This window comes from Acetomicrobium sp. S15 = DSM 107314 (genome assembly GCF_016125955.1).
GTDB lineage: Bacteria > Synergistota > Synergistia > Synergistales > Thermosynergistaceae > Thermosynergistes > Thermosynergistes pyruvativorans.
Genome location: NZ_JADEVE010000300.1, coordinates 17052 through 43941 on the forward strand (window position 1 = coordinate 17052; position 26890 = coordinate 43941).

A 26890-nucleotide genomic window follows, 5' to 3' on the forward strand; every position below is an offset into this window, starting at 1 on the left:
GCTTAAAACGAATTGAGAGTTCTTTGCCCTCATTTTTAGTAAAGCGAGAGGTGTATTTAATTGACTGAATATCTTGAACCTAAGATCCTCAGCGCTGGCGATAGTGCTGTAATAGTAGAGTTTGGCGATAGCATAGATATGAAGATTAACGCGAGGGTGCAGCAGCTCCGCCAGCACATTGAGCGAGGGCAGTTTAACGGCATCGTGGAATTAGTCCCCACATACCGCTCTTTAGCAGTTTATTTTGACCCTGTAGTGGTTGAGGATGTAGGGCTATTTTTTGAAAAGCTCAAAAAAATGGCCCAAAATACTAAAGGAGAGATCCCAGAAGGAGGCCTTGTCATCGTAATACCTGCATGCTATGGAGGTGAGTTTGGCCCAGATATGCAAAACGTCGTTGAGCATACAGGCCTCACCGAAGCCGAGATAGTAAAACGCCATACTGCGGTAGATTACTACTGCTACATGTTAGGTTTTACGCCTGGCTTTGCCTATTTGGGCGGTATGGATGAAAGCCTCGCTACGCCAAGGCTAAAGGAACCGAGAAAAGTTATCCCAGCAGGAAGTGTGGGGATAGCGGGAAAACAAACCGGCATATACCCCATAGATAGTCCAGGTGGATGGCAGTTGATAGGGAGAACTCCTTTAAAGCTTTTCGATCCCGAAGGTGAGCCACCATTTTTGATCGATGCGGGAATGCGGGTTCGCTTTCGCAGTATAGACCCAAAAGAGTATGAGGAAATAGCAGCCAAAGTTGCTGCCAAAAAATACAAACCAGAAATTTTAACGAAAAGCGGTGATGCAAAGTGATCTTTGAAGTATCGTCACCTGGGCTTCTTACGACCGTGCAAGACTTAGGCCGTTGGGGTTACCAAGGTAAAGGCATGCCAGTAGCGGGAGCCATGGATTCACAGGCTCTAAAAATAGGCAATATTTTAGTAGGTAATGAGCCAAAAGATGCAGCCTTTGAGATTACGGCGATGGGGCCGACACTGAGCGTAACAGAAGGCGAAGGCCTCATCGCCGTAACTGGAGCGGAAATAGATTTCACTATAAACAAAGTTGAAGCACCTTTATGGCAATCCATAAGGGTGCAAGCTGGAGATACTATTACTCTATCAACCTTAAAAGGTCATGGTTGTAGGGCATATCTATGCGTCTCTGGCAGCATCGACGTTCCTGTAATAATGGGCAGCAAGTCGACATATTTAAGGGCCAAAATAGGAGGATTAGAAGGTAGAGCTCTTAAAGCTGGCGATCGGATTGCCACTGGGCCTTTAAAACCTTTGACTTGGCTTTCTGCCGATTTTACTTGCCCTGATCAGTTAAGACCGAAAAGGGACTTAGGATTGCCTTTGCGAGTAGTCTTAGGGCCGCAAGATGAGGCCTTTACAGAAAACGGCATAAAGACCTTCTTGGAATCCGAGTACACGATAACAAACGAAGCGGATAGGATGGGTTACAGGCTTGAGGGCCCAGTAATAGAACATAAAACCGGACCAGATATCATTTCGGATGCTATACCTTTGGGCACAATCCAAGTGCCTGGGCATGGCAAACCGATATGCATGTTAGCTGACAGGCAAACTACTGGAGGCTATACAAAGATAGCTGTGTTATGCACTCCTGATATAGCAACCTTAGCTCAGCGGATGCCAGGGCAAGCAGTGCACTTTAAAGCCGTATCTTTAGCTGAGTCAATTGCCGCTGCGCGAAAAGAGAGAGAGCAAATAGAAGAGCTACTTGAATTGCGGGCTTCTTGTAGATCTCGTAGGAGTCCTTCGCAAACAAAGAAGCTTAACAAGACCTTTCATTGGACGCTAAAAGTGAGGGATAAATCCTACGATGTAGTTGTGGAAGATCTCAGTTAACTTATTGGGAGGTGCGTTTTCGATGTATGTGATAGATTTAAACAGTGACTTAGGTGAAAGCTTTGGTGCTTGGAAGATGGGTAGCGACGAGGCCGTTTTGCAGTTTGTCAGTTCAGCCAATGTAGCCTGCGGTTTCCATGCAGGCGACCCCATGGTCATGCTTGCCACTGTGAGAGCTGCCAAAGAAAAGGGCGTTGCCGTAGGGGCACATCCAGGCTATCCAGATCTAATCGGTTTTGGTCGAAGGAATATAGATGTAACCCCGGATGAGGCGTACGCATATACCTTATATCAAATTGGCGCTTTGCAAGCGGTATGCAATGCTCTTGGTTGCAAGCTGCAACATATCAAGGCTCATGGAGCATTATACAATCAGGCAGCTAAAAATCACGCTTTAGCAGTTGCCATTGCGCGAGCCGTTAAAGACGCTGGCAACGGTCTCATTTTGCTTGGCCTTGCCAACTCGGAATTCGATAAAGCCGCTGCCGAGGTAGGGGTACCCTATGCCGCTGAAGCCTTTGCCGATAGGGCTTACCAAGCGGACGGAACATTGGTACCGCGTAAAGTCCCTGGTTCCATGATACATGACGTTAACCTAGCCGTGGCGAGGATGATCCGTATGGTCAAGGAAGGCAAGATCGAGACCATAGATGGCAAACTCATCGACCTCAAACCGCATTCCATATGTTTGCATGGAGACTCCCCTAAAGCAGTTCAAATGGCTAGTGAGGTAAGAAAGGGCTTAGAAGCAGCAGGAATAGCGATTAGACCGATATCCGAGGTAATTAAGGCATGAAGGCAATAGACTATGCTATGAATACGCCCCAAGAGGTTCGCTTAGCCATAAGAAAAAAAGAGTGGATAGGTCCCACGGCAGGAATGGCTAAGGGGCATGTGCAGGCAAATTTGGCCATATTGCCAAAGGATTTAGCTTATGATTTTCTTGTTTTCGCGCAGCGTAATCCTAGACCATGCCCCGTGTTAGACATAACTGAACCAGGAGATCCTGAGCCAAAACTGGTGGCAAAAGGGGCGGACTTGCGGACTGATTTGCCCAAATACAGAATATGGAGGAATGGCGAGCTCGTTGACGAACCCACTGATATACTATCTTACTGGCGCCAGGACCTTGTGGCTTTCTTGCTCGGATGTTCTTTCACCTTTGAGTCGGCTTTGTTAGACGCTGGTATTCCAGTTCGTCATATCGAATGTGGTTGCAATGTTCCTATGTATATAACGAATATTCAATGCCTCCCTGCCGGAAGGCTCTCTGGCCCTATGGTAGTGAGTATGAGGCCTATCCCAGCACACCAAGTGCCAAAGGCGGTTTTAACGACAGGGCGTTTCCCAGCAGTTCACGGTTCACCTGTGCACATAGGCGATCCTACTATTATCGGTATAAAGGACATCAGCAAACCGGATTTTGGCGATTCCGTACCAATAAACCAGGGGGAAATGCCGGTATTTTGGGCTTGTGGCGTCACTCCACAAGCAGCTTTGATGGCAAGCAAACCTCCCTTTGCGATAACCCATGCGCCTGGCCATATGTTCGTCTGTAATCCTAAGGATTCAGATTACGCCATATTTTAAGAACTTAAAGACCTATAGATGGCTTTTGTTTTAAATTAAAAGAGATGACGAAAAATCATCGCTGTATTTTAAAGATCCATGACTCTAACCTAACTTTTGCACCGTGATCTAAATTTTTGACTGATTTTGCCCATTCAGTAGTTGGAAAGCCTTTAAAAAATAGTGACTATCAGTGTAGGATGGGTGTGTTCGAGTTTTGAGGAAAGACCTATGTTGAAGGAAGTGTATTGGAGGGCAGGCAGAAAAGTTAGCCGAGGTTTGTTCTTTTTAGCTCTGTGGCAAAGGGAGAGGAGATTGGCTTTGGTCGACAGAGAAAACAAAGAAAGGTGCCGCGGTGGTTGACCAGAGAAATAAATGGGAGCGGGAGCCATATCTTAACGAAGAAGAGATTTGCCTATCCAAAGCAAAACCAATCAATACTTAGCGATGGCAACTTTTAGATTAAAACGTTGCGAAGGAGCTATAGAGAGACGTCGACACCGTCATCGACAGGGGGTTCAAGAGCATGGGCAGAGCTGGACTGCTGAGGGGGTACAAACTACGGGTGTGGTGCTATAACAAAAGCAGCTGGCTTGTGTTCTGGTCGAGACAGCACAGCTGCTGAGTGAGCCCCCAACTGATAAACACAACGAGGAAAACCGCGCAGTTGACAAGCGCGGATGAGCGCGTATAATGGAGCGAAAGCTAAACCATAGGTGATTTTTAATGGGCTTACGAAATCAAAGTTTGCCATAAGACCCTGGTGCTCCCACGACGAACGAGCGGGAGCCCGGGGTCTTTTTTTATGCCAATTTCTCTGTCTTAAAGGAGGCGATTTGTATTGGAAGAGGTATGCCTTTCCTTGAGCGACGGTGCCCAATGGAGGGGGCTTGGACAATTATACGGAAAAGATGTAGAGGGTGAAGCGGTTTTTACCACAGCCATGAGCGGTTACCCTCAGTCCATTACGGACCCTTCTTATGTCGGCCAGATCCTGGTGTTCGCCTTTCCCCCCGTGGGGATTTACGGCGTGGATCACCCACTTGAGAGCGAGCGCCCGCAGCCGCGGGCTGTGGTGGTGGGGACGCTTCGGGAGGCACCGGAAGGCTTAAGCCTATCTCGGTGGCTTGAGGAGCACAATACGCCCCTGATAACGGAAGTCGATACGCGCTCTCTCGTCCGACACCTGAGAGAGCGCGGTACTGCCATGGGGCGAATATCGCGTGATGGCGAGGCTCCTCGGACTTCAGAGCTCCCTCCGCTGGTTTCTGAGGTCTCTGCGAAGGAGGCGGCTGTATGGGAGGGAGATGGCCCCACGGTCGCCGTAATGGATTACGGCGCGAAGATGGGCATCATTAGGGAGCTCGTCAAGCGAGGATGCCGCGTGGTGCGCCTGCCCCATAACTGTGACCCAAAAAGCGTCTTGGCCTTCGACCCGGCTGGCGTGATCTTGAGCAACGGTCCCGGCGACCCCTCTAAGCTGCGCACCGAAATCTCGGTCGTAAAGGATCTCTTGGGGAGCGTCCCAATCATGGGCATATGCCTGGGGAATCAGCTCTTGGCCCTGGCGTGCGGCGCGCGGACCGAGAAGCTTCCCTACGGGCACAGGGGGGCGAACCATCCGGTGTGCGAGATCTCATCCGGCAGGGGGTTCGTGACGAGCCAAAACCACGGTTACGCCATCGTGGAGGAAAGCCTTCATAACACAGGTCTGGTTGTGACTTATCGCCACCTGAGCGATGGGAGCGTGGAAGGGGTCTCTCACAGGGAATTTCCCGCCTGGGGCGTTCAGTTTCACCCGGAGGCTTGTCCCGGTCCCAGGGATGTAAATTTTCTGTTCGATCGCTTTGTCGATTCTTTGAAAGGAGCGGCGTACAATGTCCGTTAAAAGCGTATTAGTCCTCGGTTCGGGCCCCATAAAGATAGGCCAGGCCGCGGAGTTCGATTATTCGGGGAGTCAGGCCTGCAAGGCCCTCCGCGAGGAGGGGTGCCGCGTGATACTTTTGAACAGCAATCCCGCTACTATACAGACCGACGTCACCATGGCTGATGTGGTTTACATAAAGCCGATGAACGCCGAGACCATTTCTTCGATAGTGAAGGAACACCGTCCAGAAGGGGTGATAGCGACGTTAGGAGGGCAGGCGGCCCTGAACCTGTGCGTCGAGTGCGAAGAAAAAGGGATATGGCGCGATGCGGGCGTTGAGGTCCTGGGTACCCCAGTGGAGGCCATAAAGGCGGCCGAAGGAAGGGAGCCCTTTCGAAACCTCATGCGGAAGATCGGCCAACCCGTACCTTCCAGCGCCCCCGTGACATGCGTGGAAGAGGCGCTGGAATTCGCTCGCAGCTGCTCCTACCCCCTCATCATCCGCCCCGATTTCACGCTGGGCGGGACTGGCGGCGGCGTCGCGCAAAACGAGACAGAGCTGAAAAAACGAGTGGAAGAGGGATTAGACGCATCGCCCGTTCACAAGGTCTTGGTGGAGGAGTACCTCGTTGGATGGAGGGAGTTTGAGCTGGAAGCCATGAGGGATGGCGCAGGAAATGCCATCTGCGTCTGCGGCATGGAAAACGTGGACCCCATGGGCATACACACGGGAGACAGCGTCGTGGTTTCGCCCATCTTGACGCTATCTGACCGTCAATGGCAGCGCCTTCGCTCCGCCGCTTTCGCGATAGTCGAGGCGCTGGACGTGCGGGGAGCTTGCAATGTGCAGTTTGCGCACTCACCGGACGGGGAGGCTTATTACGTGATAGAGGTGAACCCACGAGCCAGCAGGTCGAGCGCCCTGGCGAGCAAAGCCACGGGATATCCGATAGCGAGGATGGCAGCCAAGATCGCCCTCGGGAAGCGCTTGACGGAAATCCCGAACCCTACCACCGGCGTAGGAAGCGCTATGTCGGAGCCGTCCCTCGACTACGTGGTCGTCAAGCTCCCCCGCTGGTCCTTTGAGAAGTTCCCTGGGGCCGATGTTCGGCTTGGGACGCGGATGAAGTCCACGGGCGAGGTCATGGCGATAGGGCTTACATTTCCTCAGGCGCTGCTCAAGGCCTTCCGTTCCCTGGATGCCCCTTCACCTTTGACAGACCGTTATTTTAAAGAGGCAGCGTCCGAAGAGCTCTGGAAAGAGTGTTCGCTTCCCACTCACAGGCGCATGGGTGCGATGTTGGAGCTTTTGCGCCGCGGCGCTGCGTGCGAAGAGCTTTCGCACGCTACGGCGATCCACCCGTATTTTGTAGGCGAGCTCAAAGAAATCGTGTCCGTCGAGGATCAGCTTAAAGAGGGACCTTCACCGGATGCTCTGAAGAGAGCCAAGTTTTACGGCTTTTCGGATGAGGATATAGCCGGCCTTTGCGGCACATCCGAAGAGGTTGTTAGGGCATCCCGCCGCTCCCTTAGTCTTGAGATCGCCCACAGGGAGGTGGACGGCTGCGCCGGTGAGGTGCCGGCCAGCTCCGGCTACTTCTATGGCGTCTACGGCGCCTGCAGCGACCCTTCCGTTTTGCGGGATACCCCTGCCGTGGCCGTGCTGGGTTCTGGCCCCATCAGGATCGCCCAAGGCGTGGAGTTCGACTACTGCTGCGTAAAGGCCATAGAGAGCTTGAGGCGCCGGGGCCTTCGGGCCGTCATGATAAACAACAACCCCGAGACGGTGAGTACCGATTACGATATCTCGGATGCCCTCTACTTCGAGCCACTCCATGTCGAGGATGTGACGGCCGCTCTCGAGCGCGAGAAAGCTGTAGGGGTCTTCTGCTCCTTCGGCGGGCAAACCTCGCTGAAGCTCGGGATTCGTCTCGCAAAAGAAGGCGCATGCCTCTTAGGCACAGGCATTCCGGCGATAGAGGCCGCCGAAGACCGTAGCCAGTTCTGTGAACTCCTCGAGGAGCTTTCGATATCCTATCCTGAAGGTAATGCGGTGCGAAACCCCAAAGAAGCTCGCGCGCTGGCAAAAAGGATAGGCTTTCCCCTCATAGTGCGCCCCAGTTTCGTCATAGGGGGGATCGACATGCAGGTAGTATACGACGAAAAGGAGTTGGAGGAAGTTACGGCGCGTGCTTTCACCCACGCGCCCCTGCAATCGGTGTTGGTGGATCGCTTTCTCCAGGGAAGGGAGTTCGAGGTTGACGCCGTATGTGACGGTGAAGACGTGCTCATCCCTGGGATATTCGAGCATCTTGACCCTGCTGGGGTGCACTCCGGCGACTCTATAGCCCTCTTCCCTGACATCTCGCTGACGCCAAAAGAGAGGGAGGAGGTCGTGGAGATCGTAAAGGCCCTATCGGAGGCGTTGGATGCGCGAGGGCTCCTCAACGTGCAGTTCGTCCTCCACGACGACAAGCTCTACGTAATAGAGGCAAACCCGCGGGCCAGCCGCACCGTTCCCATAGCGAGCAAGCTCTCAGGCATCCCCATGGTAGATCTGGCCGTGGGCGTGGCCTTAGGGGAAAGGCTTGGGAGCGCCGGCTTCGGGTTGGGGCTTGTAGAGCATCAAGGGCCTGTGGGCGTAAAGGTGCCCGTCTTTTCCACTGACAAGCTGCCCGGCGTAGACTCACGTCTCGGACCGCAGATGCAGTCTACTGGGGAATCGTTGGGTGTGGGGCGGACGTTTTCGTCAGCACTTTGCGAAGCGCTTTCGGGCGCCGGGTGGCGCATCCCCAAGTGCGGACGCATCCTCTTTAGCGTGCGAGACGATCAAAAGCCCTTTTTGTCGCCCATAGCCTCGGCTTTTTGCGCCATGGGATGGAAGCTATTTGCGACATCCGGCACAGCCGCGGCGCTTTCTAAATGGGGCTTGCCCGTCGAGGCGGTCCCTAAGGGCGAGGCCTTGGTAAAAGCCATTGTAAAGCGCTCCTACGACATGATCATAAACGTCCCAGGGAGCAGGTTGAGCACCGTTAGAGACGGTTACGCCATGAGGAGGGCTGCTGTGGAAACCGGGATACCGTGCTTCCACAGCTTGGAGGTGGCTCAGGCGGTCGCCTCAGCCCTGACGGCCGCGGAGATGTCCGTTACAGTTACGCCGTAAATATGGGGAGGTCGGCCAGGTAGATGAGGTCTCCTCCGTAGGCGTCTCCCTCTTTCAAGACCGCCGCTCTCGTGGTTATGATGGCCCCTGTATGAGAGAGTATCTCCTCCACGCCGCGGATGCTCCCGCCGGTTGAGACCACGTCGTCCACGATGGCCACCTTGCGGTTTCGCAGGAGCTCTACGTCAGGCCCGTCTATCACCAAGAGTTGGCTCCCCTTAGTGGTTATAGATTTCACCTCCACGCTCAAGGGATTTTGCATATACCCCTTCACGCTCTTTCTGCAGACCACGTAGCGCGGGTGCCCCAAGAGCGTGGCGAGCATTTGGAGCAGAGGTACCACCTTTGCCTCCGGCCCAACCATGATCTCGAAGTCCTTCCCCGCAAGCTGTACAGCCAGCGCGCCCGCGCAGACGTTTACCAGTTGCGCGTCCCCCAACATCACGAACGAGGCGATCCATAACCCCTCGTCCAATTGAACGACAGGGAGATCCCTCGTCAGCCCGCCGACGGAAAGCCTATAATGCGTCTGCCCTTCATATCGATAGCGCATATAAGTTCTCATCCTCCTCTATGACGTTTGCTTTTGTTTGCAAAAGCCCAATCCCTACAGTATTATTTGTAGCTGTCATCACAAATATGTCAATCTCTCGAGGAGGGCTCTGTATGTTTTCGTGGGAGGACTTATTAGCTGCTCTTGCTGTGGTGGTTAACGGGTTGCCCCAGGGGCTTTTGGCCTTATCCTTTGGTTTTGCAGCTCTGCCCACCGCCATCGGCTTCGCCATAGGGGCTTTGGGGGCCCTATTTTTTAGCTCCGTGGCTCCTATATCGTTTCAGGCGGAGTCCATAGTATTGGCCGGCACAATAGGGCAAAACCGCAGGGAGCGATGCAGCATCGTCTTCTACACCGGCTTGGCGATGGCGATCGTCGGAGGGTTGGGCTTGCTCGAGCCTGCGATAGCTTTTGTGGGGCCAGCGGTGGAAAACGGCATGATGGCGGGTGTGGGTGTGATACTGGCGAGCGTGGCCATCAAGATGGTGCGCTCCCGTGCCGTCGTAGGCTGGTCGTCGCTAATCGTGGCCTTGTTTATCTACGCCTATACGAAAGACCTCGTCTATACGATCGTAGGGAGCGTGGTCATCGGCACGATCCCCGCCCTCTTCGGCGGGCATGCCATGGAGGTGCACAAAGAGTACGAGCGGATAAAGAGGGTGCCGCTCGTCCTTTCATCAAGGGTGATACGCGGCACCCTCGCCATGATGTGCATGCAGATAGGCGGCAATATAGCGTATTCGGGGATCACGGGGAAGATCGCGAACGCTTCCGTCAATGTGGACCACGTAACGCTGTATTCGGGGTTGGCCGACGCAGCCTCTGCGTTCTTCGGAGGAGGTCCTGTGGAGGCGATCATAAGCGGCACCGGGGCGGCTCCTCACCCGATGACTGCTGCCATTTTGATGATGGCCGTTATGGCCGCCATCCTGGCCTCCGGGCTGTTACCGGTTTTGGGCAAGAAGGTGCCGAGCGAATCCATCGCCGGCTTTTTGTTCGTACTGGGGGCGCTGGTGGCGTTCCCGGCCAACATCCAGGCCGCCGTAGGCGCTAATCCCGTCGTGGGAGGTGTGGCGGCGGTGGTGACGGCAGCTACGGACCCATTTATAGGCCTCGTGGCAGGCCTCGCCGTAAAACTGCTTCTCTCTTTTGCAGGATTTTAGCAGCATTAGAAGATCAGCTCTATGAGCGGATCCGGAAGGTCCACGCCTAAGAGCCCTCGAAAAGCCCCATACGAAGCCAGCGAGAGGGCGACGGAGAAGGCAGCGACGAGCCAGAGGGGCAACTTCCCGCTCTCTTTGGATAAAAAAATGGCACAACAGAATATATAGAGCGCTGTCAGCATGGTGTAGCTCTTGGGAAGGAAAATGATATATAAAGTCGTTATGGCCGCCATGGCGAAGGCTTGAAGCGTAAAGCCTTTAAAGCCTTCGCCTGCGGAATTCCAGTCCCGCGCGGCCAGGATGACACCGATCGATAGCAAAAATAACCCCAAGCAGGCCGGCACCGCGGCAGAGCCCGGGTCTCCCACTATGAGCCTTCGTGGGATCCTAAGCGATGCGGCAAAATAAGCGGCGCCGAAGGATATCAGCGCCGCGTCTATGGCCAAGGCGAAGAGCCTTTTCACTGTTTTACGAGTCCCATCTCTTGCATTGTCTCTTTCAGATCCTCGTAAAGCTTATTGTAATAATCCATCATTTCCTTACAAACATAGAAGGTGTTCACGTAGCCGTTATCTCTCATGTAATTTTTCCACTCGATATCATCGACCGCTTGGATGACCAATCCTTCAAAGGCCGTCACGATCTCCTTGGGCGTCTTTGGCGGGAAGGCTAGCCCTCTGACTGAGCCGGCCGGTATGCCATGGTAGCCCAATTCACCCAGGGATGGCACATCCGGAAAGAGTGGACACCTGTCCTCTCCCACGGCAGCGAGCACTCGCACCTCCCCTTCCGGTCTCGCATGAGGGGCCACTTCTGAGCCCGAGAATATGCCGGCATCTACGTGCCCTCCTAACAGGGCAGCCCGTTCATTAGCTCCGCCGTCGAAGGGAACCACCACGAACTCCACGCTCAGTTTCCTGTTAATTGCCTGGGCCACTATATCGGTCAAGGCGCCTGCTCCGGCGTTGCCCATGGTTATAGTGCGAGGATGGGCCTTGATGTCTTCGATCAGGTCCTGGATCGTTTTCCACCTGCTGTCCCCTCTCACGGCGATGACGTATGGCTCCGTGTTTAAAATCGCCACATGGGTGAGGGAATCCCACGGAAACTGCGCGAAGCCTTGGAGGCAGGCGGTAAGGAGATGGGTTCCAGCTATGCCCACCGTATAGCCATTCGGCTTCGAGTTGTAGAGCTTGGTCAGGCCCACGGCGCTTCCGCCCCCGGGGACGTTGTCTATCGCTATGGGTGCCGGGTAATGCTTTTGGAGCACCTGGGCAAATTTGCGCGCCAGCACATCGGTGCCGCCGCCGGCCGAAAAGGGGACAATGATCTTGAGCGGTTCGCTTGGGTATTCGTCGCCTTGCGCAAAAATCGTCACCGGCAGGGCAATAGCAGCAAATATCGCCAGCAGCAATGATGCCAAGAGCACCTTCATTGCCTTCATCTTCACCCCTCCTTCGATGTCTCTTTAACGCTTCTTATTATACTACGCGCATTGAACCCCCTAAGGTTGCTTCATCTGCCATTACGGCATTAGGTTATCATTAAATTGTAGGCGGAATCCATAACAAGCATATGAAAATCCTGTTACAATCACATTAAAGCTGCTGCTTGCGGGCATAAGTGCCCAGTGGTAGGATTGCTGCAGCTTCGTTGCAAAGAAATCATTGCGTCAATTACAGGAGGTGTATATTTTGAGAAGCGATAGGGCAAAAGCGGGAATAGAGAGGGCTCCGCACAGGTCATTGATGCTGGCCGCCGGATACTCCCGATGGGAGTTCGAGCGCCCATGGGTGGGAGTGGTAAACGCTTATAATGCCATCATACCAGGGCACATTCATCTACAGCGCATAGCTGATGCCGCCAAGGCAGGCATATATGCCGCTGGCGGGTTGCCTCTGGAATTTCCCGTCATAGGCGTATGCGACGGCATAGCCATGAACCACTTGGGGATGAAGTTTTCACTGCCGAGCAGAGAGCTCATCATGGATTCCATCGAGGTGATGGTCGAGGCCCATGCCTTGGATGCCTTGGTCTTGGTGACCAACTGCGACAAAATCGTCCCCGGCATGGCTATGGCGGCGGCGAGCCTGAACATCCCTTCTATTGTGATCAGCGGTGGGCCGATGCTCGCAGGCGTATACGAGGGAAAGGAGATAGACTTCTCTTCCCTATATGAGGCTGTGGGAAGCTGCGCCGCAGGCAAGATTTCGCGCGATGAACTCGATCGCATAGAGGAAACGGCTTGCCCGACCTGCGGTTCCTGCGCCGGCATGTTCACGGCGAACACCATGAATTGCATGATGGAAGCCCTGGGCCTTGCCCTCCCCGGCAACGGCACAATCCCAGCGGTGCTTTCGGCGAGAGAACGACTCGCCAAAGACACCGGAAGGGCTATAATGACGCTGATAGAAAAAAATATAAAGCCTCGAGACATCCTTACCCTTGAAACTTTCAAAAACGCCATCGCAGTGGACATGGCCCTCGGAGGCTCAACTAACACGACGCTTCATCTACCCGCCATAGCCCATATGGCGGGAATCAACCTCCCATTAGAGCTTTTGGATGAGATAAGCCGCAAATGCCCCCACCTCTGCAATATGAGCCCTGGCGGCCCTCATCACGTCCAAGATCTCTACGCCGCTGGCGGAGTGCAAGCTGTCATGGCACGCTTAACCGAGGCCAACCTAATCAACGGGGACTGCATTACTGTCACAGGACGCTCCATGGCCGAAAATTTAAAAGGCGTCAAGGTTTTAAACGACGACGTGGTACGACCGTTAAATAATCCATACCATAAAGAAGGAGGCATAGCAGTCTTAAAGGGAAGCCTCGCTCCGGACGGTGCCGTAGTAAAACAATCGGCCGTGGCACCTGAAATGTTGCGCCATCAAGGCCCAGCCCGTGTATTTAACTGTGAGGAAGATGCCTCCGCTGCCATACTGGGTGGGCAAATTAAGCCGAAAGATGTTGTAGTCATTCGATACGAAGGGCCAAAGGGAGGCCCCGGCATGAGAGAGATGTTAGGCCCCACGGCATCCCTTGCAGGCATGGGCTTGGACAAAGAAGTGGCCCTCATAACAGATGGGCGTTTTAGCGGTGCTTCAAGGGGCGCCTCGATAGGGCACGTTTCTCCCGAAGCAGCCGCTGGAGGACCCATAGCGCTAGTCCGCGACGGTGACATAATATCCATAGACATCCCAGCGAGAAAACTTGATCTTTTGGTAAGCGAGGAGGAATTAAAGGCAAGGCGCGCTTCTCTAAAGCCTTATGTACAAGAAGTAAAAAGCCATTTCTTGAGGCGCTATCGTCATTTTGCGACGTCCGGCGTAAAAGGAGCCGTATTGCTGGACGAATAAGCCTTTAGGGTTTAGTTAGATCGAAAATGTGGGCGGCACAGGTGGTCATATGGGCCTCTGTGCCGCCCACATTTTCAGCCGAGATCAAACTATCAGCTCTATACCGGCGCTCATGCACAATGTACAGTCTAATAATTGAAGGTCATTTGCGCACGGTCAAATGACAGTATATCGTGTCACCGAGGAGCTGTATCGCCGCCTATTATATCGGCGTAGAGTGTTGAGATTAAACTCGAAGTGCTCGATATAACCGTGAACCGCGAATTGAAACAATGACAAGTTAGCTAAAATCCTTACCGGTCCCTGGCCCATTTTGCCTTTATGAAAGTGTATACAATCAAGACACCTTCCTAAGGGACTCAAGTTTAAGTATTATTATAATAACAATGATTTGTTCGGCTAACTGTGATATTTCCTGTGCGATTTCATGGTGAATGTTGAGTAATCATCGAATATTTTGTTGTCGGTAACATATTTCAATGACATTACGAAGAAGACTCAAATAGCAATATGAAGTTGTGAGATGGAGTGTTACAGAGTCTATAATTAAAAGCATTTGTAAATCGCAATAATAGCTCCTTGACATAAGAATCAGTTCCTGGTGGACAACAATGATTCAATACCTGTTTTTGGTTACATTTCTGTTTTCGGAACTCTTATCAGTATTTGTCGGCTTCTTGATTGTTCTTTCATAGAACCTTAAGCCTTGCAATTTGAGATGGTCGTTTACTTGCTTAAAATTGTTTATCTGAGGCACTTAGATTTTAATGGTATCCAGCAAAAATATTAATGCATACCATTCTTAATAAAAAGTGAGAGTTTGAGATGTTTTAGCGTGCCAAGATGCTATAATTTGATTCAAAATATCTAAGGAATTCAACTAAACCTATATTGTTGTGGGTTGATACGGACTGATTATACATGACTTAGTAGTATATCAAAAGGGGGCGGATGAAGTGAGGAAAACGGTAGTGGCAATATGTGTGTTTTCGCTGTTTGTGGTTTTGAGCGGGGCTGCCGTGGCAGCGGATACGATTAAAATAGGAGCTATCTATCCGTTCACCGGTCCTATGGCTGGCACAGCGAAGATGTGCAGAGACGGAACATTGATGGCGGTTGATATCATCAACAACAAATATGGATTCGATTTCTTGTTTGCAGATACAGAAGGCATTCCTTCCCTCGGCGGTGCTAAGATTGAGGTGGTTTTCGCCGACAGCGCGGGCGATCCAAAGACGGGGATGAGCGAAGCGGAGAGGCTTATCACTTCTCAAAAAGTCGTAGCTCTGGTCGGCTGTTATCAAAGCTCGGTTACGAAGACCGCGAGCCAGGTAGCAGAGCGGTATGGGATCCCTTACGTCAATGGAGATTCATCTTCTCCTATGCTGACCGAGAGAAAGTTTAAATGGTTTTTCCGCACTGACCCACATGATGGTTTGTACGCCGCTCAACAGTTTGAGCATCTTATGCAGCTGGAGAAGGATTTCGGCGTTAGCCTAAGGCGCGTTGCTTTAGTCTACGAAAATACCGAATTCGGCACTTTTGCGTCCAGGGCCGAGGAAGAAGCGGCTAAGAAATACGGCTTTGAAGTGGTAGAAAACATCGCTTATACTACTGGCGCCACGAGCTTGACGAGTGAAGTGACCAGACTGATGTCTGCCAAGCCTGATGTTGTTATGATGGCTGCTTATATTTCAGACCAAATCTTATTTACTAAAACATTTAAGACGATGGGTTTCGCTCCAAAAGTGTGGCATAACACTGCAGCTCCGGGTGAACCGGCTTATTTGCAATCTGTGGGAGCTGACGGTAATTATTTGTTCCTGCGCCAAGGCTTTTGCGCAGATCAGGCGGTCAACAAACCGGTAATAGCGGATGTCATGAAGATATTTAAAGAGAAGTTCGGTCAAGAAATGCTGGCCGATGCAGTGCGTTCCTTCCATGCCCCTCTCGCCTTAGCTGACGCGTTTAACCGAGCTGGCACCACTGAACCTGAGGCCGTTCGAAAGGCTCTCCTCGAGACAGACATACCTGGCAAGTATTGCTTGTCTCCCTGGGAAGGGATTAAGTTTGACCCAGAGACTCACCAAAACGTTCATGCCCAATATATTATCTGTCAAATCCAAGACCAGAAGTTCTATACGGTATTCCCGAGCGAATTCGCTACTCGTAAGTCAGTTTTTCCATTTCCTAGCTGGGAAGGTCGTTAAGGTGAACGTGATAGTTTTTAGTAATTGAGGAGTGCAAAACTTAGAGGTGGCAGTTGCCTTAACTTAAGAAGGCAACTGCCACCCAAGCGGTGCAATAGCATCGCTGATTTGGGGGTGAAGGTGGTTGCTGTTAGGTTTTACTCACGCTCTGGTGGCGGGTTTGTTAATGGGGTTTGTTTATTCACTCATAGCGTCGGGTTTATCGCTGATCTTTGGCGTTATGAACATCGTCAATTTTGCTCATGGTGAGTTTTTGATGTTGGGCATGTTCGCCGCATATTGGTGTTCGGTCTTGTTGGGTTTAGATCCATTGGTGTCGATAGTTATAGCGGTACCGGTCATGTTTTTGATCGGCGTTGTGGTCTATAAGGTCATAATCAGGCGCGTTCTTAAAGGAAACCGGATAAGTCAAATATTAGTGACTTTTGGACTGAGTGTTTTTGTAGCTAACCTTGCCCTCTTATTATGGAGTCCAAACTATCGGCTGGTCGAGCGAAATTTAAGCTTCGCCATGGGCAACGTTAAACTACTGGGAATCCATGTTGGTATTCCCGAGATCATCGCCTCGGTAGGTTCTATCGTTATCTTTGCAATTATGTATTATATAACGCACTTCACCAAGACAGGACGGGCTATTCAGGCCACCGCCATCGATCCAGAGGGCGCTCAAATAGTGGGAATAAACATTCAGCATGTTTATACGATTACCTTTGGCTTGGGCGTAGCATGTGTTGGTGCAGCTGGAGTGCTCTTGGCGACATTCTATTATATTTTTCCCTATGTCGGCTCATTTTTTGCCATGATTGCCTTTGCTACTGTAGCATTGGGCGGTTTTGGAAGCATAGAAGGCTCTTTTGTTGCTGGAATACTTATAGGTATTATTGAGGCTTTGGGCGGCTTTTTTATAGGTCCAGCTGTAAAATACGCCATTGTGTTTATTGTATATATGATAGTAATTGTATTACGTCCAGGCACTGGTTTGTTTGGTTGGTAAACTGTGATTACTACGGAGGATACTATAAATTGGCAAAAATAATTGATAAATCTATCGCTAAAGTGGTTTTATATGTTGTTATAGTATCAATTGTGCCATATCTGTATAAGGGCACTTTTTATAGGCATGTATTAATCATGGTAGGCTTATATGGACTACTTGGAGTTGCTTGGAACATGATGGGAGGCTATACGGGTTTATATTCTTTCGGTCAAAGCGCCTTTTTTGGAATAGGTGCATATACTTCGACAGTGTTGTTGACGCGCGCCAATATAAGTCCTTGGTTGGGCATGATATGCGGTGGTCTTTTGGCTGCGATTATTTCAGCTGGAGTGGCCTATCCCTGCTCCAAATTGCGCGGTCCGTATTTCACAATTGCATCGCTTGCCTTTGCCCGAACCCTTCAAATCCTGGTTACTAACTGGAAATTTGTCGAAGGGGCGGTGGGGATACCCCTTCCTTTGATCGGAGATTCTTGGTGGTATTTACAGTTTAGGGACAAAATTCCGTATCATTTTATTATTTTTGGGTTAATGGGGGTGGCTATTCTTATCTGCTATTACATAGAAGGTTCCAGGGTAGGATGCTATTTTAAGACGATCAGAGATAGCGAAGAAGTAGCACAAGCCTTAGGAATTAATACGGTTAGATATAGAGTAATAGCCGCTATAATCAGCGCGTTTTTTACAGCCATTGCTGGAACTTTTTACGCGCAGTATGTTTTATATATAGATCCAGAAAGCGTTACACAACATATTTTAAGCGTGGAGATTGTCATGATAGCTGCCGTAGGCGGAGCGGGGACAATCTGGGGCCCCGTCTTAGGCGCCGTCATCCTAATGCCCTTATCTCAATATGCCAGGGCGCTTGTTGGTGGCACTGGTCAAGGGATAGATCTCATAATTTATGGGGCTATCATAATGTTGATAGCTATTGCACAACCTACAGGGATCATGGGTTTGCTTAAGCGCAGATCACGCAACGGCTCAGAACCGAGCTTGAGGCCGCATTTGGAGGGAGAGGGAGGTTAACTTGGAAGCACAACCGCTCTTACGCGTTCAAGGTTTGACTATGAAGTTCGGCGGGCTTCTGGCAAACCACGATGTGAGTTTTGACATTCACCCTGGCGAAATAGTCGGGTTAATAGGTCCAAATGGGGCGGGCAAGACCACGCTTTTTAGCTGTGTCAGCGGGTTTTTACGTCCCACATCTGGTTCCGTAATTTTTAATGGTGAAGATATAACTGGATTAAAACCTTATGAAATATGCCAACGGGGTATCGTGCGGACCTTCCAAATCACTCAGCCCCTATATGAAATGACTGTTTTAGAAAACGTGATGGCTGGCACGTATTGTCGATTTCGTCGACCCAAGGATGCCCGTTCGGAGGCCCTGTCTGTGCTCAAACTTACAGGCCTCTGGGATAAAAGAGATCGTATGGGCAGCGAATTGACCATACCCGATCGCAAACGGTTAGAGATAGCAAGGGCTTTGGGCACTCAGCCCAAATTGTTGATGCTCGACGAAACGATGGCCGGCCTAACTCCTACAGAAATACAACAGGCAGTCGATTTGATACGAAACATTCGCGCCCAGGGGATAACCTTGCTCATCATCGAACATGTTATGGAAGCCATCATGCCTGTAGCTGACAGGATCGTGGTTTTGGACGCGGGGCGTTTGATAGCAGAAGGTGCCCCTAAAGATATAGCTCACGATCCAAAGGTTATAGAGGCCTATTTAGGGGAGAAACGATATGTTAGACGTAAAAAACATCAGAGTCAGCTATGATCACATTCCTGCCATTCATGACGTCAGTTTTAGGGTTGATAAGGGAGAAATCGTCACGATCGTAGGGTCAAATGGCGCCGGTAAAACGACCATTATCCGAGCCATCGCCGGCATTCTCCGGCTCGATCATGGGGAGATTCGTTTCCTGGATGAACAGATAGAAAAACTTCCTTCTTATGAGAGGGTGGCGCGTGGCATTTCTTTAGTTCCAGAGGGCCGGCACATATTTGGCAAGCTCTCAGTCCACGACAATTTGCTCTTGGGAGCTCATCTTGAGACGTCACCTGAAGAGATCCAAAGAAGGTTGGAGCAAGCCTATGAGCTTTTCCCGCGATTGCGGGAACGCAAAGGGCAAAGAGCCGGCACCCTGTCTGGAGGAGAACAGCAGATGTTGGCTATAGCACGAGGCTTAATGGCCAATCCAAAGCTTCTAATGCTCGATGAACCGTCTTTAGGGCTAATGCCTAAGTTGGTTATGCAGGTGTTTGACGTTATTGATCAACTTAGGGAAGAACGAAGCCTTACAATACTTCTCGTGGAGCAGAATGTTTATAACGCGCTCGAGCTTTCAGATAGAGCTTATGTCATCCAAAATGGGCGCGTGGTTATCGAAGGCAAAGGAGAAGAATTGCTCGATAGCGATGTAGTGAGAAAAGCATATCTGGGCATGTGATAATTTCTTTAGATCATTTATATTGTATATATCTCTGCAAAAATTGTGTAAATGGTGATTGATTATTACTATGGGAGTGTTTGCAAGCTTTTTGATGCAATTTATGGATATTTAACTGGTTTTTGGTGGTTTCCCCTGTGTTTATAGCTGGAAATTATGGGTGAATCTAAGGACATTGCTGAAGGGCTTCAAAATAGTTACAGCCAGAGAGAAAAGAACCATCTACAATGATGTTTGGTCTCGGCCGACCTCTCAATGCCCTTCTCTCGGGCGGATGACTGAAATGCTGGCCTATAAGCGGCGCAAAGGTGCCCGTGTCGGTCGTCGCGTCGACAGTATGAACTGGCTCCCAAGCTTGAGAGCTGCACTTGAGCTTGGCGGATACGACGTTTGTTACCATTCCAACCAACTTGCCCTGTGTCTCAAAATGAACCTGATAAATTTTGGAGCAAATTGAACAATTGACACTTGTAGTTCAATGCCTTAGGATAACAATGTAAATGAGCACACAAATTTGATAGGGGGGGAAAGAGAGTGAAATGTAAAAATAGGTGGAGTATGATGTCGGTTGGGCTAGTCGCTATATTTGCACTTCTGGTGATCTCAGGAGGAGCCCATGCGGCTTATCCCGAAAGGCCTGTCCAGATCATTTGCCCCTGGGGTGCGGGCGGTGGAACGGATCAGGTTGCCAGGACGATAGGTGCCATCCTGCAGGAAGATTTGGGCGTTCCGTTTAACGTGGTAAACCGAACTGGAGGCAGTGGAGCTATAGGTCACATGGCAGGCGCTAAGGCTCAGCCCGACGGATATACGCTCACCATCATCACTATCGAACTCAACATGATGCATTGGATGGGCATGGCCGAAGTGACATACAAGGACTTTAGGCCTATAGGGATGGTGAACTACGATCCTGCAGCAATATGGGTCGCAGCCGATTCGAAGTGGAACAAGATGGAAGACCTCGTGAATGAGATAAAGGCAAATCCGGGCAAACTGCGCGCCTCCGGCACGGGCACGGGTGGCATATGGCATCTATCCATGGCGGGATGGTTAGCTGCGATGGGCCTGCCACCTAATGCCGTAACCTGGGTCCCCTCCACCGGAGCTGCTGAAGGATTGCGCGAGTTGGTGGGCGGTGGCGTGGACTTTGCGCCGTGCAGCTTGCCCGAGGGCATGAGCCTTTATTCGGCCGGCAAAATCAGGGGGCTCGCAGTCATGGCGGATGAGCGCATCAAAGCCTTCCCCGAGATACCGACGCTGAAAGAACTCGGCGTCGATTGGAGCCTCGGCTGTTGGCGCGGCATAGCTGGCCCTAAAGGGCTTCCCGATGACGTCGTCGGTGTTTTGGAACCGGCGTTGAAGAGAGCTGTCGAAAGCGAGCGCTTTGTGAATTTCATGGACCAGGTGGGTTACGGTATCATCTGGATACCAAGCGCCGAGGCGGTTGAATTTTTAGAGAAAGACGACGAGGTAATGGGCAACCTTATGAAGGAATTAGGTTTGGCGAAGTAAAAGCCAGAATGCGGGAGGAGCCATTTTACGGCCGCCTCTCGCTCCTTTTGCCCATTTGTGATGATGCGCCACTCGTGTAGCGAGTGGCGCATCATCACAATAGAAGCGAACCACTCAAGTAGCATTCTATGCCTCCTGCGCTGACCGTGTTTTTAAGGGCTTGTCGCTCTAATTTGGCCTGCGCCTAAAAATGGCAATTGTCATCGAAGCCTTAGCTTGACAAAAGGGGGAGATTTTGTTAAGCTATACTTAAAAAGTTGCTTAATAGTTGGTGGTGATGCTTTTGCCTCGGCAAACGCGAGAGGGAAAAGAAGACTTGTGCGAGGAGTTTTGCCCTTCCTGCAATCTCGGCTACCTCAGGGAGAAGATTTTGGAAGTGGCGGGGTTGTCGGAAATCTTTAAAGCGCTCGGGGACGAAACCAGGACGAAGATCTTATATTTATTGGCTCACCGGGAGCTTTGCGTCTGTGACCTGGCTTCGGTCTTGGGTATGAGTCTGCCCGCCATATCTCATCATCTGAGACTCCTCAAGATGCTGCGCCTGGTGAGGTATCGCCGCGATGGGAAGATGGTCTATTACTCTTTGGACGACGAGCATGTCCTGAGCCTGATCCGAGAGGCTCAGGCTCACTTCGCGGAGCAGAGATAGACGTATTGCTTTTTAGTTGGGTTGGATTGTGTCGGGTTCGGCAAGGTTAAACTGTGCGCAAATTGCGCGATGGGGATGGTTGAAAGATGAGTTCAAACCACGTAAGAGAAGAGGCGCAAAAACCGCCTCGAGGACCGAAAGAAGGAGCCTGCGGGTGCATCGCTCGGGTTGAACCGGATCCTCGGCCCCTCGATCAGGAGAGTGAGGGGCCGTTGCACGTAGAAGAAGACGAAAAAAGGGGAAACCTCCGGCAAATCGCAGCAGCAGGTGCGCTCTTCTTGGCGGGTCTCATCTGGGGCGAACGGGTAAGCCGCACGCCGTTTGCGTGGGTTGAATACGCCATTTTCTTTTGCGCCTACCTTTTGGTCGGCATATCCGTCATCCATACCGCCCTGCTCAACCTCTTTCACGGGCGGGTCTTCGACGAGAATTTTCTTTTAAGCGCAGCCTCCATGGGGGCTATCGCCATCGGCCAATTGCCCGAGGCCGCGGCGGTGATGATCTTTTACGCCTTAGGGGAATACCTGCAGGAGCGGGCAGAAGGCCGTTCGAGACGCTCCATAGCTGCCCTTTTAGATATGCGGACCGATCATGCCAATCTAAAGACAGGGGAAGCGATTAGGCGCGTCAGCCCGGAGGAGGTGAAGGCAGGACAAATCATCGTCGTGAAACCCGGAGAGAGGGTGCCGCTGGACGGGGAAGTGTTGGAGGGGTCTTCTTTCGTGGACACCTCGGCCCTAACAGGAGAGCCCGTGCCACGTAGGATCGAGGCCGGCGAAAACGTTTTGGCTGGTATGCTCAATACCGATGGAATGTTAACGGTTAAGGTGGCCAAGCCATACGGTGAGTCTTCAGCGGCCAGGATCTTAAAGCTGGTGGAGGGTGCGGCGGCCCGAAAGGCACCCATAGAACAGTTTTTCACGGCATTTTCGCGCTACTACACGCCCCTAGTGGTCTTCGGCGCATTGGCTTTGGCTGTAATACCTCCGTTGATCACGGGAGAAGCGTTTTCCGGGTGGGTTTACCGCGCCTTGGTGCTTTTGGTCATCTCCTGTCCCTGTGCCTTGGTGATTTCCATCCCATTGGGCTATTTCGGCGGCATAGGCAAAGCTTCCCGCCGGGGAATCCTGGTCAAAGGGGCGCGGTTTTTAGATGCCCTGGCCGATCTACACACGGTGGTCTTCGACAAGACCGGCACGCTCACCAAAGGCGTCTTCCGCGTAACGCAGCTTGCGGCGCGCGACGGTTTCTCCGAGGAAGAGCTGCTTTTCTTCGCTGCCCATGCTGAGGCATTCTCCTCTCATCCTATCGCCCGCTCTATACGAGAGACCTACGGTAAGGAGGTCCAGTTAGACGCCGTGAGTAATTACCGGGAGATTGCCGGTTATGGCGTAAGCGCATTGGTGGATGAGAAAAGAGTGTTGGCAGGAAACGATCGTCTTCTTCACAAAGAAGGGGTCCCTCATGATATCTGCGACTTGGGCGGGACCGCGGTATATGTGGTTGTGAATGGTTCTTTGGCCGGCCATATCGTCATATCTGACGAAATTAAGCCTGATGCCGAGGAAGCCGTAGCGCGCTTGAGGGAGCTCGGCGTAAAGAAGGTCGTCATGCTCACGGGGGACGGCGAGCCTGAGGCTCGACGTGTGGCACAAAATCTGGGTTTAGACGCCTACTTCGCCGAACTGCTGCCGGAGGACAAGGTGGCCAAGGTGGAAGAGTTAGCGTCTTCTTTGGGTCGAAGGCAAAAACTTGCTTTCGTGGGCGATGGGATTAACGATGCACCTGTCATTGCCAGGGCCGATGTGGGCGTGGCAATGGGTGGATTGGGGAGTGAAGCAGCCATCGAACTCGCCGATGTGGTGCTCATGGAGGACAAACCCTCAAAGCTTGCCGTGGCGGTAGAGATCGCCGCGCGCACTGGTCGAATAGTGCGCGAGAACGTAACTTTCGCCTTGGGAATGAAAGCTTTTTTCCTGCTCCTTGGTGTTCTCGGGGTGGCCACGATGTGGGAAGCGGTCTTCGCCGATGTGGGCGTGGCCTTGATAACTATCTTTAACGCCGCCAGGGCCTTGCGGTAGGGATTTCATCGTATTTTTGTGTTATCCTATCTCCGTTGGATCGACGCTCCGATCGAGGAGGTATGGGCATGGAAGGACCCTTAGCCGCTCTCGAGATGCTCTTTGAACCTATATCCCTCATGTTACTCTGTGGAGGCACGGCCTTCGGTATAATCTTGGGGGCGCTGCCCGGCCTCTCCGCTACTATGGGCCTGGCGCTTGCTATGCCCTTCGCCTATTATCTTCCTGTGGAGAAAGCTATGCCGCTGCTTTTGGGCGTCTATTTGGGGGCTGTCATAGGGGCTTCCATACCGGCCATTCTGATCGGCATCCCGGGGAATCCTAACGCTATCGCCACCGTCTACGACGGCTTTGCGATGGCCAAAAAGGGCCTTGCTGGAAAGGCCTTGGGAGGGGCCACGGTGGCTTCGTTCTTAGGAGGGATGATCTCCCTCTCCTTCCTCGTACTCTTATCCCCTCAGGTAGCGCGGTTCGCCCTGCTCTTCGGCCCACCGGAATACTTTGCCTTGGCTGTATTCGGCCTCACGATAATAGCTGCAGTTTCGGGAAAGGAGCTGCTCAAGGGCCTTGCGGTGGCGGTTTTAGGGTTTGCGCTTTCCCTCGTGGGTTTGGACAGCATGACTGGGGTTCCTCGTTTCACCTTCGGGAGCATCTACCTTATGGACGGTATTTCCCTCGTCCCCGCCCTCATCGGGCTTTATGCCTTTGCTCAAGTCTTTTCCGATGTGGAATCCTTGGACGTCTTCAAACGGATTCATCTCTTCGGGTTAAAGGGGGTCAAATTCAGGGAGATCCTCCTTTCCCCCAGGGAGATCGCTTCCAACCTGAGGACGATTTTTGAGTCGGCCTTGATCGGCACGGGCATAGGCGCCTTTCCTGGGACCGGTGCGAGCATCGCTGTCTTCCTCGCTTATTTTCGAGCTAAGCGAAGGAGGCCAGAGCTGGGAAGCGGTGTATTGACGGGCGTGATGGCCCCGGAGAGCGCAAACAACGCCGTCACGGGGGGAGCCCTCATTCCCACGCTCGCCCTTGGTATACCCGGTGATTCCTCCACTGCCGTGATACTGAGCGCCCTCATCGTCATGGGCGTTCAACCCGGTCCCTTGCTCTTCAGGGATCACATCCAGGTAGTCCACGTGATATTCATTTCATTGCTTCTGGCTAACATAGCCATGGTGGTATTCCAGCTCATCGGGATAAGGTTCTTCGTGAAAGCCCTTGCCATTCCGCCTCAACTTCTGATGCCACTGGTGGTGGTCTTCAGCACCTTGGGTTGCTTTGCCCTCCAAGAGAGGATATCAGATGTGCTGTTAGCCCTGGTCTTCGGCGTAGGAGGATACGTCATGGAAAAGGGCGGCTTCCCCAAGGCGCCGCTGCTTTTAGGGCTCATCTTGGGTCCCATAGCGGAGCCGCAGTTCAGGAGATCCATGGTCTTATTTCAGGGAGATTGGACGCAGTTTTTCGCAAGACCCATATCGCTTGCGCTTTTCGTGCTTACGGCGGTCGCCCTGCTCTCCCCAATTCTGAGGAGGAAGGGCAGATGAAGGTGCTCTTTTTGGGCACTGCAGGAGCGCTCCCGTCCAAAGAGAGGGACAATACTGCTCTCGCTTTCAGCGCAGGTCGCGAGGTTTTTATGGTTGATTGCCCGGGAAGCGCCGTCTCAAAGTTCCTGAAGGCGGGATGGGACCCGCTTGAGGTGAAGGCGTTACTCATCACCCACGGCCACGTGGACCACATCTATGGCCTGCCGTCCTTCGTGCACGCATCGTGGCTGCTGGGGAGGCGCGAGCCTCTGAGGCTTTACGTCACGGAACCTTATGTGGGAATGATTTACAGGATGATGCAGGTCTTCGGCCTTCCCGATAAGCGCGACATCTTTCCCTTGGAAATCGTCCCAGTGCCGCTGGCAGAATTTTCGCTCTCCCTGGGTGGGTCGCTTGAGGTTGTGACATTCCCCGTGGACCATGACCAGCCCAACGTGGGTGTGGCCATAAAAGAAGGCGCCACTGGGGCGATGGCCGTCTACTCGTGCGATACAGAACCTTGTGAGGTCGTCGTGGACCATGCCAGGGCCGCTGACCTCCTCATCCACGAGTGCAACGACTGCGTCGCCTTAGGAGAAAGACACCGAGGCCACAGCGCCGCAGAAGGGGCTGCTCGCGTAGCCGAAGCCGCAGGCATCAAGAAGCTATTCCTTGTGCACCTGGGGAGAGGACTCTTGACGAGGGAGAGTTTGGCGCTGAAAGAGGCGGAGAAGTGCTACAGCGGCCTCGTCGCAATCCCGAACGACTTGGAAGAGATCGAGGTAAAGCCGTGAAAATAGCCGTAAGCAGCATGGCCTTCGAGAGCTTAGACGAAATCTTCGATTTCTTCGAGCAGCACCCAGGGATATACCTGGAATTGGGCGTAGACCTTGGGGAGGAAGAGGTGGAGGCGATAGCGCGAAAAAGAATTCCCGCCTCCTCCCTCCATATACCATGTCCCCTTGAGAGACTCATGCCCAACATGGCAAGTTTCGACCCGCAAGCCCTCGAGACGAGCCTCGAAATCATAAATAGAAGCTTGGACGCCGCTGCTGTGTGCAAGGCTTCGGTGGCGGTTTTGCATCCCGGCTACGCTACAGATTCGCTCCTTCCCTCAGATCCAAAAAATCGCGACGCCTTCTTAAAAGAGATATCTGGGGAGACCACATGCCATATCCTGGATGAGGCAAGTGTCACTACGAGCGCGGAATACCCGCTGTCGTCGGAGTATAAGTTGTATATGGCGCATTTGGCCGAAAAGGCGCGCCTTGCCATCGATATGGCAAAAAGGCGGGGAATTGCTATGGCCTTCGAGAACCTGAACCCTCGATACCTCTATCTGTGCCAATCCCCTCGCGATATGAGGTTTTTATCTGATAGCGTCGACGACATATCGTTCTGCCTCGACATCGGGCACCTGTGGATTTCAAGCTGTGCCCACGGCTTCGATTTCTACGCCGCCCTTTCCTCCGTCTTAGATACGGGGAAGGTTACGGCGGCGCACCTGAGCAATAACTCCACTGAAGGGATGAGGTTTTCTGACGACCACCGTCACCTGCGCGAGGGCAAAGTGGACGTAAAGAAGTGCCTCGAGGCCATCCTTCCCTACAAGCCAGACTTCCTAGTCATAGAGGTCAAAGGAGACCCGACCTCCGATGTAGATCTTTTAGCGAGCATCGTTACATCCTGAACGCGCCTCCTCGAACAACATTACTTTCAACGTGCTTGAGGCCAGAAACCGGTGAGTTGACATGGTTAAAAATGTTGATTACAATATGATTAAAGCTTGTGATTAGAATCATATTTCATATAGTGGAATAAAACCGCAGAGCGCCATGTAAAAATTCATTTTTTAGATGCTTGAGCAAGTTGGTGAAGTTGCCTTTGCTATTTTTAAACTTAAATGGAG

At 52.0% G+C, this 26890-nt stretch carries 22 protein-coding genes; 19 read left to right on the forward strand and 3 right to left on the reverse strand.

Features of this window, described 5'->3' with window-relative positions:
* Positions 1 to 60 precede the first annotated feature (60 nt).
* The 6 genes from pxpB (at position 61) to carB (ending at position 8470) form a co-directional block, all read left to right on the forward strand.
* Positions 61 to 810 carry a 5-oxoprolinase subunit PxpB gene (gene pxpB / locus EZM41_RS08930; protein ID WP_198470760.1) on the forward strand — a complete coding sequence of 250 codons (750 nt, stop codon included), beginning with the start codon at positions 61 to 63 and terminating at the stop codon, positions 808 to 810.
* The gene (locus EZM41_RS08935) at positions 807 to 1871 is read left to right on the forward strand and encodes a 5-oxoprolinase/urea amidolyase family protein (protein WP_198470761.1); all 1065 of its coding nucleotides are present in this window, start codon (positions 807 to 809) and stop codon (positions 1869 to 1871) included. Before pxpB ends, EZM41_RS08935 begins: the two co-directional genes overlap by 4 nt.
* A 22-nt stretch (positions 1872 to 1893) precedes the next feature.
* On the forward strand, positions 1894 to 2667 hold the full coding sequence (locus EZM41_RS08940) for a LamB/YcsF family protein (protein WP_198470762.1): 774 nt from the start codon (positions 1894 to 1896) through the stop codon (positions 2665 to 2667).
* A complete protein-coding gene (locus EZM41_RS08945) occupies positions 2664 to 3461 on the forward strand; it encodes a putative hydro-lyase (protein ID WP_198470763.1) in 798 nt (265 codons plus the stop codon). Before EZM41_RS08940 ends, EZM41_RS08945 begins: the two co-directional genes overlap by 4 nt.
* 820 nt (positions 3462 to 4281) lie before the next feature.
* Positions 4282 to 5328 carry a carbamoyl phosphate synthase small subunit gene (locus EZM41_RS08950; RefSeq protein WP_198470764.1) on the forward strand — a complete coding sequence of 349 codons (1047 nt, stop codon included), beginning with the start codon at positions 4282 to 4284 and terminating at the stop codon, positions 5326 to 5328.
* Positions 5318 to 8470: a carbamoyl-phosphate synthase large subunit gene (carB, locus tag EZM41_RS08955; protein WP_198470765.1), complete on the forward strand. Its 3153-nt coding sequence runs from the start codon at positions 5318 to 5320 to the stop codon at positions 8468 to 8470. The genes EZM41_RS08950 and carB overlap by 11 nt, the downstream gene beginning before the upstream one ends.
* On the opposite strand, the gene EZM41_RS08960 is transcribed toward carB, so the two are convergent.
* Complete coding sequence (locus EZM41_RS08960) at positions 8460 to 9023, reverse strand: phosphoribosyltransferase family protein (protein WP_198470766.1); 564 nt, start codon at positions 9021 to 9023, stop codon at positions 8460 to 8462. The genes carB and EZM41_RS08960 overlap by 11 nt on opposite strands.
* A gap of 113 nt (positions 9024 to 9136) precedes the next feature.
* On the opposite strand from EZM41_RS08960, the gene EZM41_RS08965 reads away from it, so the two are divergent.
* Entirely contained in the window at positions 9137 to 10186 is a 1050-nt protein-coding gene (locus tag EZM41_RS08965; RefSeq protein WP_198470767.1) for an NCS2 family permease, read from the forward strand.
* Positions 10187 to 10191: 5 nt separating this feature from the next.
* Here the strand turns inward: EZM41_RS08965 and EZM41_RS08970 are convergent, their stop codons facing one another.
* Both EZM41_RS08970 and EZM41_RS08975 read right to left on the reverse strand, forming a co-directional pair.
* Positions 10192 to 10650: a tripartite tricarboxylate transporter TctB family protein gene (locus tag EZM41_RS08970; protein WP_198470768.1), complete on the reverse strand. Its 459-nt coding sequence runs from the start codon at positions 10648 to 10650 to the stop codon at positions 10192 to 10194.
* Complete coding sequence (locus EZM41_RS08975) at positions 10647 to 11630, reverse strand: Bug family tripartite tricarboxylate transporter substrate binding protein (RefSeq protein ID WP_198470769.1); 984 nt, start codon at positions 11628 to 11630, stop codon at positions 10647 to 10649. The genes EZM41_RS08970 and EZM41_RS08975 overlap by 4 nt, the downstream gene beginning before the upstream one ends.
* A gap of 250 nt (positions 11631 to 11880) precedes the next feature.
* On the opposite strand from EZM41_RS08975, the gene ilvD reads away from it, so the two are divergent.
* The 12 genes from ilvD (at position 11881) to EZM41_RS09035 (ending at position 26671) form a co-directional block, all read left to right on the forward strand.
* Positions 11881 to 13545 carry a dihydroxy-acid dehydratase gene (ilvD, locus tag EZM41_RS08980; RefSeq protein WP_198470770.1) on the forward strand — a complete coding sequence of 555 codons (1665 nt, stop codon included), beginning with the start codon at positions 11881 to 11883 and terminating at the stop codon, positions 13543 to 13545.
* A 956-nt stretch (positions 13546 to 14501) separates the two neighbouring features.
* On the forward strand, positions 14502 to 15755 hold the full coding sequence (locus EZM41_RS08985) for an ABC transporter substrate-binding protein (RefSeq protein WP_198470771.1): 1254 nt from the start codon (positions 14502 to 14504) through the stop codon (positions 15753 to 15755).
* Between the two features lie 124 nt (positions 15756 to 15879).
* Complete coding sequence (locus EZM41_RS08990) at positions 15880 to 16749, forward strand: branched-chain amino acid ABC transporter permease (protein WP_198470772.1); 870 nt, start codon at positions 15880 to 15882, stop codon at positions 16747 to 16749.
* Positions 16750 to 16778: 29 nt separating this feature from the next.
* Positions 16779 to 17780, forward strand: a complete 1002-nt coding sequence (locus EZM41_RS08995; RefSeq protein WP_198470773.1) for a branched-chain amino acid ABC transporter permease — start codon at positions 16779 to 16781, stop codon at positions 17778 to 17780.
* A 1-nt stretch (position 17781) separates the two neighbouring features.
* A complete protein-coding gene (locus EZM41_RS09000) occupies positions 17782 to 18540 on the forward strand; it encodes an ABC transporter ATP-binding protein (RefSeq protein WP_232619249.1) in 759 nt (252 codons plus the stop codon).
* Positions 18506 to 19213 (forward strand): ABC transporter ATP-binding protein, encoded by a 708-nt coding sequence (locus EZM41_RS09005; RefSeq protein WP_198470774.1) that lies wholly within the window; start codon positions 18506 to 18508, stop codon positions 19211 to 19213. The genes EZM41_RS09000 and EZM41_RS09005 overlap by 35 nt, the downstream gene beginning before the upstream one ends.
* 534 nt (positions 19214 to 19747) lie before the next feature.
* On the forward strand, positions 19748 to 20728 hold the full coding sequence (locus EZM41_RS09010) for a tripartite tricarboxylate transporter substrate-binding protein (protein WP_198470775.1): 981 nt from the start codon (positions 19748 to 19750) through the stop codon (positions 20726 to 20728).
* Between the two features lie 283 nt (positions 20729 to 21011).
* Positions 21012 to 21377 (forward strand): ArsR/SmtB family transcription factor, encoded by a 366-nt coding sequence (locus EZM41_RS09015; RefSeq protein WP_232619250.1) that lies wholly within the window; start codon positions 21012 to 21014, stop codon positions 21375 to 21377.
* An 86-nt stretch (positions 21378 to 21463) separates the two neighbouring features.
* On the forward strand, positions 21464 to 23458 hold the full coding sequence (locus tag EZM41_RS09020; RefSeq protein ID WP_198470776.1) for a heavy metal translocating P-type ATPase: 1995 nt from the start codon (positions 21464 to 21466) through the stop codon (positions 23456 to 23458).
* A 68-nt stretch (positions 23459 to 23526) separates the two neighbouring features.
* On the forward strand, positions 23527 to 25002 hold the full coding sequence (locus EZM41_RS09025) for a tripartite tricarboxylate transporter permease (protein WP_198470777.1): 1476 nt from the start codon (positions 23527 to 23529) through the stop codon (positions 25000 to 25002).
* The gene (locus EZM41_RS09030) at positions 24999 to 25775 is read left to right on the forward strand and encodes an MBL fold metallo-hydrolase (protein WP_198470778.1); all 777 of its coding nucleotides are present in this window, start codon (positions 24999 to 25001) and stop codon (positions 25773 to 25775) included. The genes EZM41_RS09025 and EZM41_RS09030 overlap by 4 nt, the downstream gene beginning before the upstream one ends.
* Positions 25772 to 26671: a TIM barrel protein gene (locus EZM41_RS09035; protein WP_198470779.1), complete on the forward strand. Its 900-nt coding sequence runs from the start codon at positions 25772 to 25774 to the stop codon at positions 26669 to 26671. Before EZM41_RS09030 ends, EZM41_RS09035 begins: the two co-directional genes overlap by 4 nt.
* The last annotated feature ends 219 nt before the right edge of the window (positions 26672 to 26890 follow it).

Excerpts from the sequence above, each read along its gene's own strand:
- carB (WP_198470765.1), top strand. The coding sequence starts at position 5,318 with ATGTCCGTTAAAAGCGTATTAGTCCTCGGTTCGGGCCCCATAAAGATA.
- EZM41_RS09030 (WP_198470778.1), top strand. The coding sequence starts at position 24,999 with ATGAAGGTGCTCTTTTTGGGCACTGCAGGAGCGCTCCCGTCCAAAGAG.
- EZM41_RS09005 (WP_198470774.1), top strand. The coding sequence starts at position 18,506 with ATGTTAGACGTAAAAAACATCAGAGTCAGCTATGATCACATTCCTGCC.
- EZM41_RS08940 (WP_198470762.1), top strand. The coding sequence starts at position 1,894 with ATGTATGTGATAGATTTAAACAGTGACTTAGGTGAAAGCTTTGGTGCT.
- EZM41_RS09025 (WP_198470777.1), top strand. The coding sequence starts at position 23,527 with ATGGAAGGACCCTTAGCCGCTCTCGAGATGCTCTTTGAACCTATATCC.
- EZM41_RS08960 (WP_198470766.1), bottom strand. The coding sequence starts at position 9,023 with ATGCGCTATCGATATGAAGGGCAGACGCATTATAGGCTTTCCGTCGGC.
- EZM41_RS08975 (WP_198470769.1), bottom strand. The coding sequence starts at position 11,630 with ATGAAGGCAATGAAGGTGCTCTTGGCATCATTGCTGCTGGCGATATTT.
- EZM41_RS08945 (WP_198470763.1), top strand. The coding sequence starts at position 2,664 with ATGAAGGCAATAGACTATGCTATGAATACGCCCCAAGAGGTTCGCTTA.
- EZM41_RS09020 (WP_198470776.1), top strand. The coding sequence starts at position 21,464 with ATGAGTTCAAACCACGTAAGAGAAGAGGCGCAAAAACCGCCTCGAGGA.
- EZM41_RS08965 (WP_198470767.1), top strand. The coding sequence starts at position 9,137 with ATGTTTTCGTGGGAGGACTTATTAGCTGCTCTTGCTGTGGTGGTTAAC.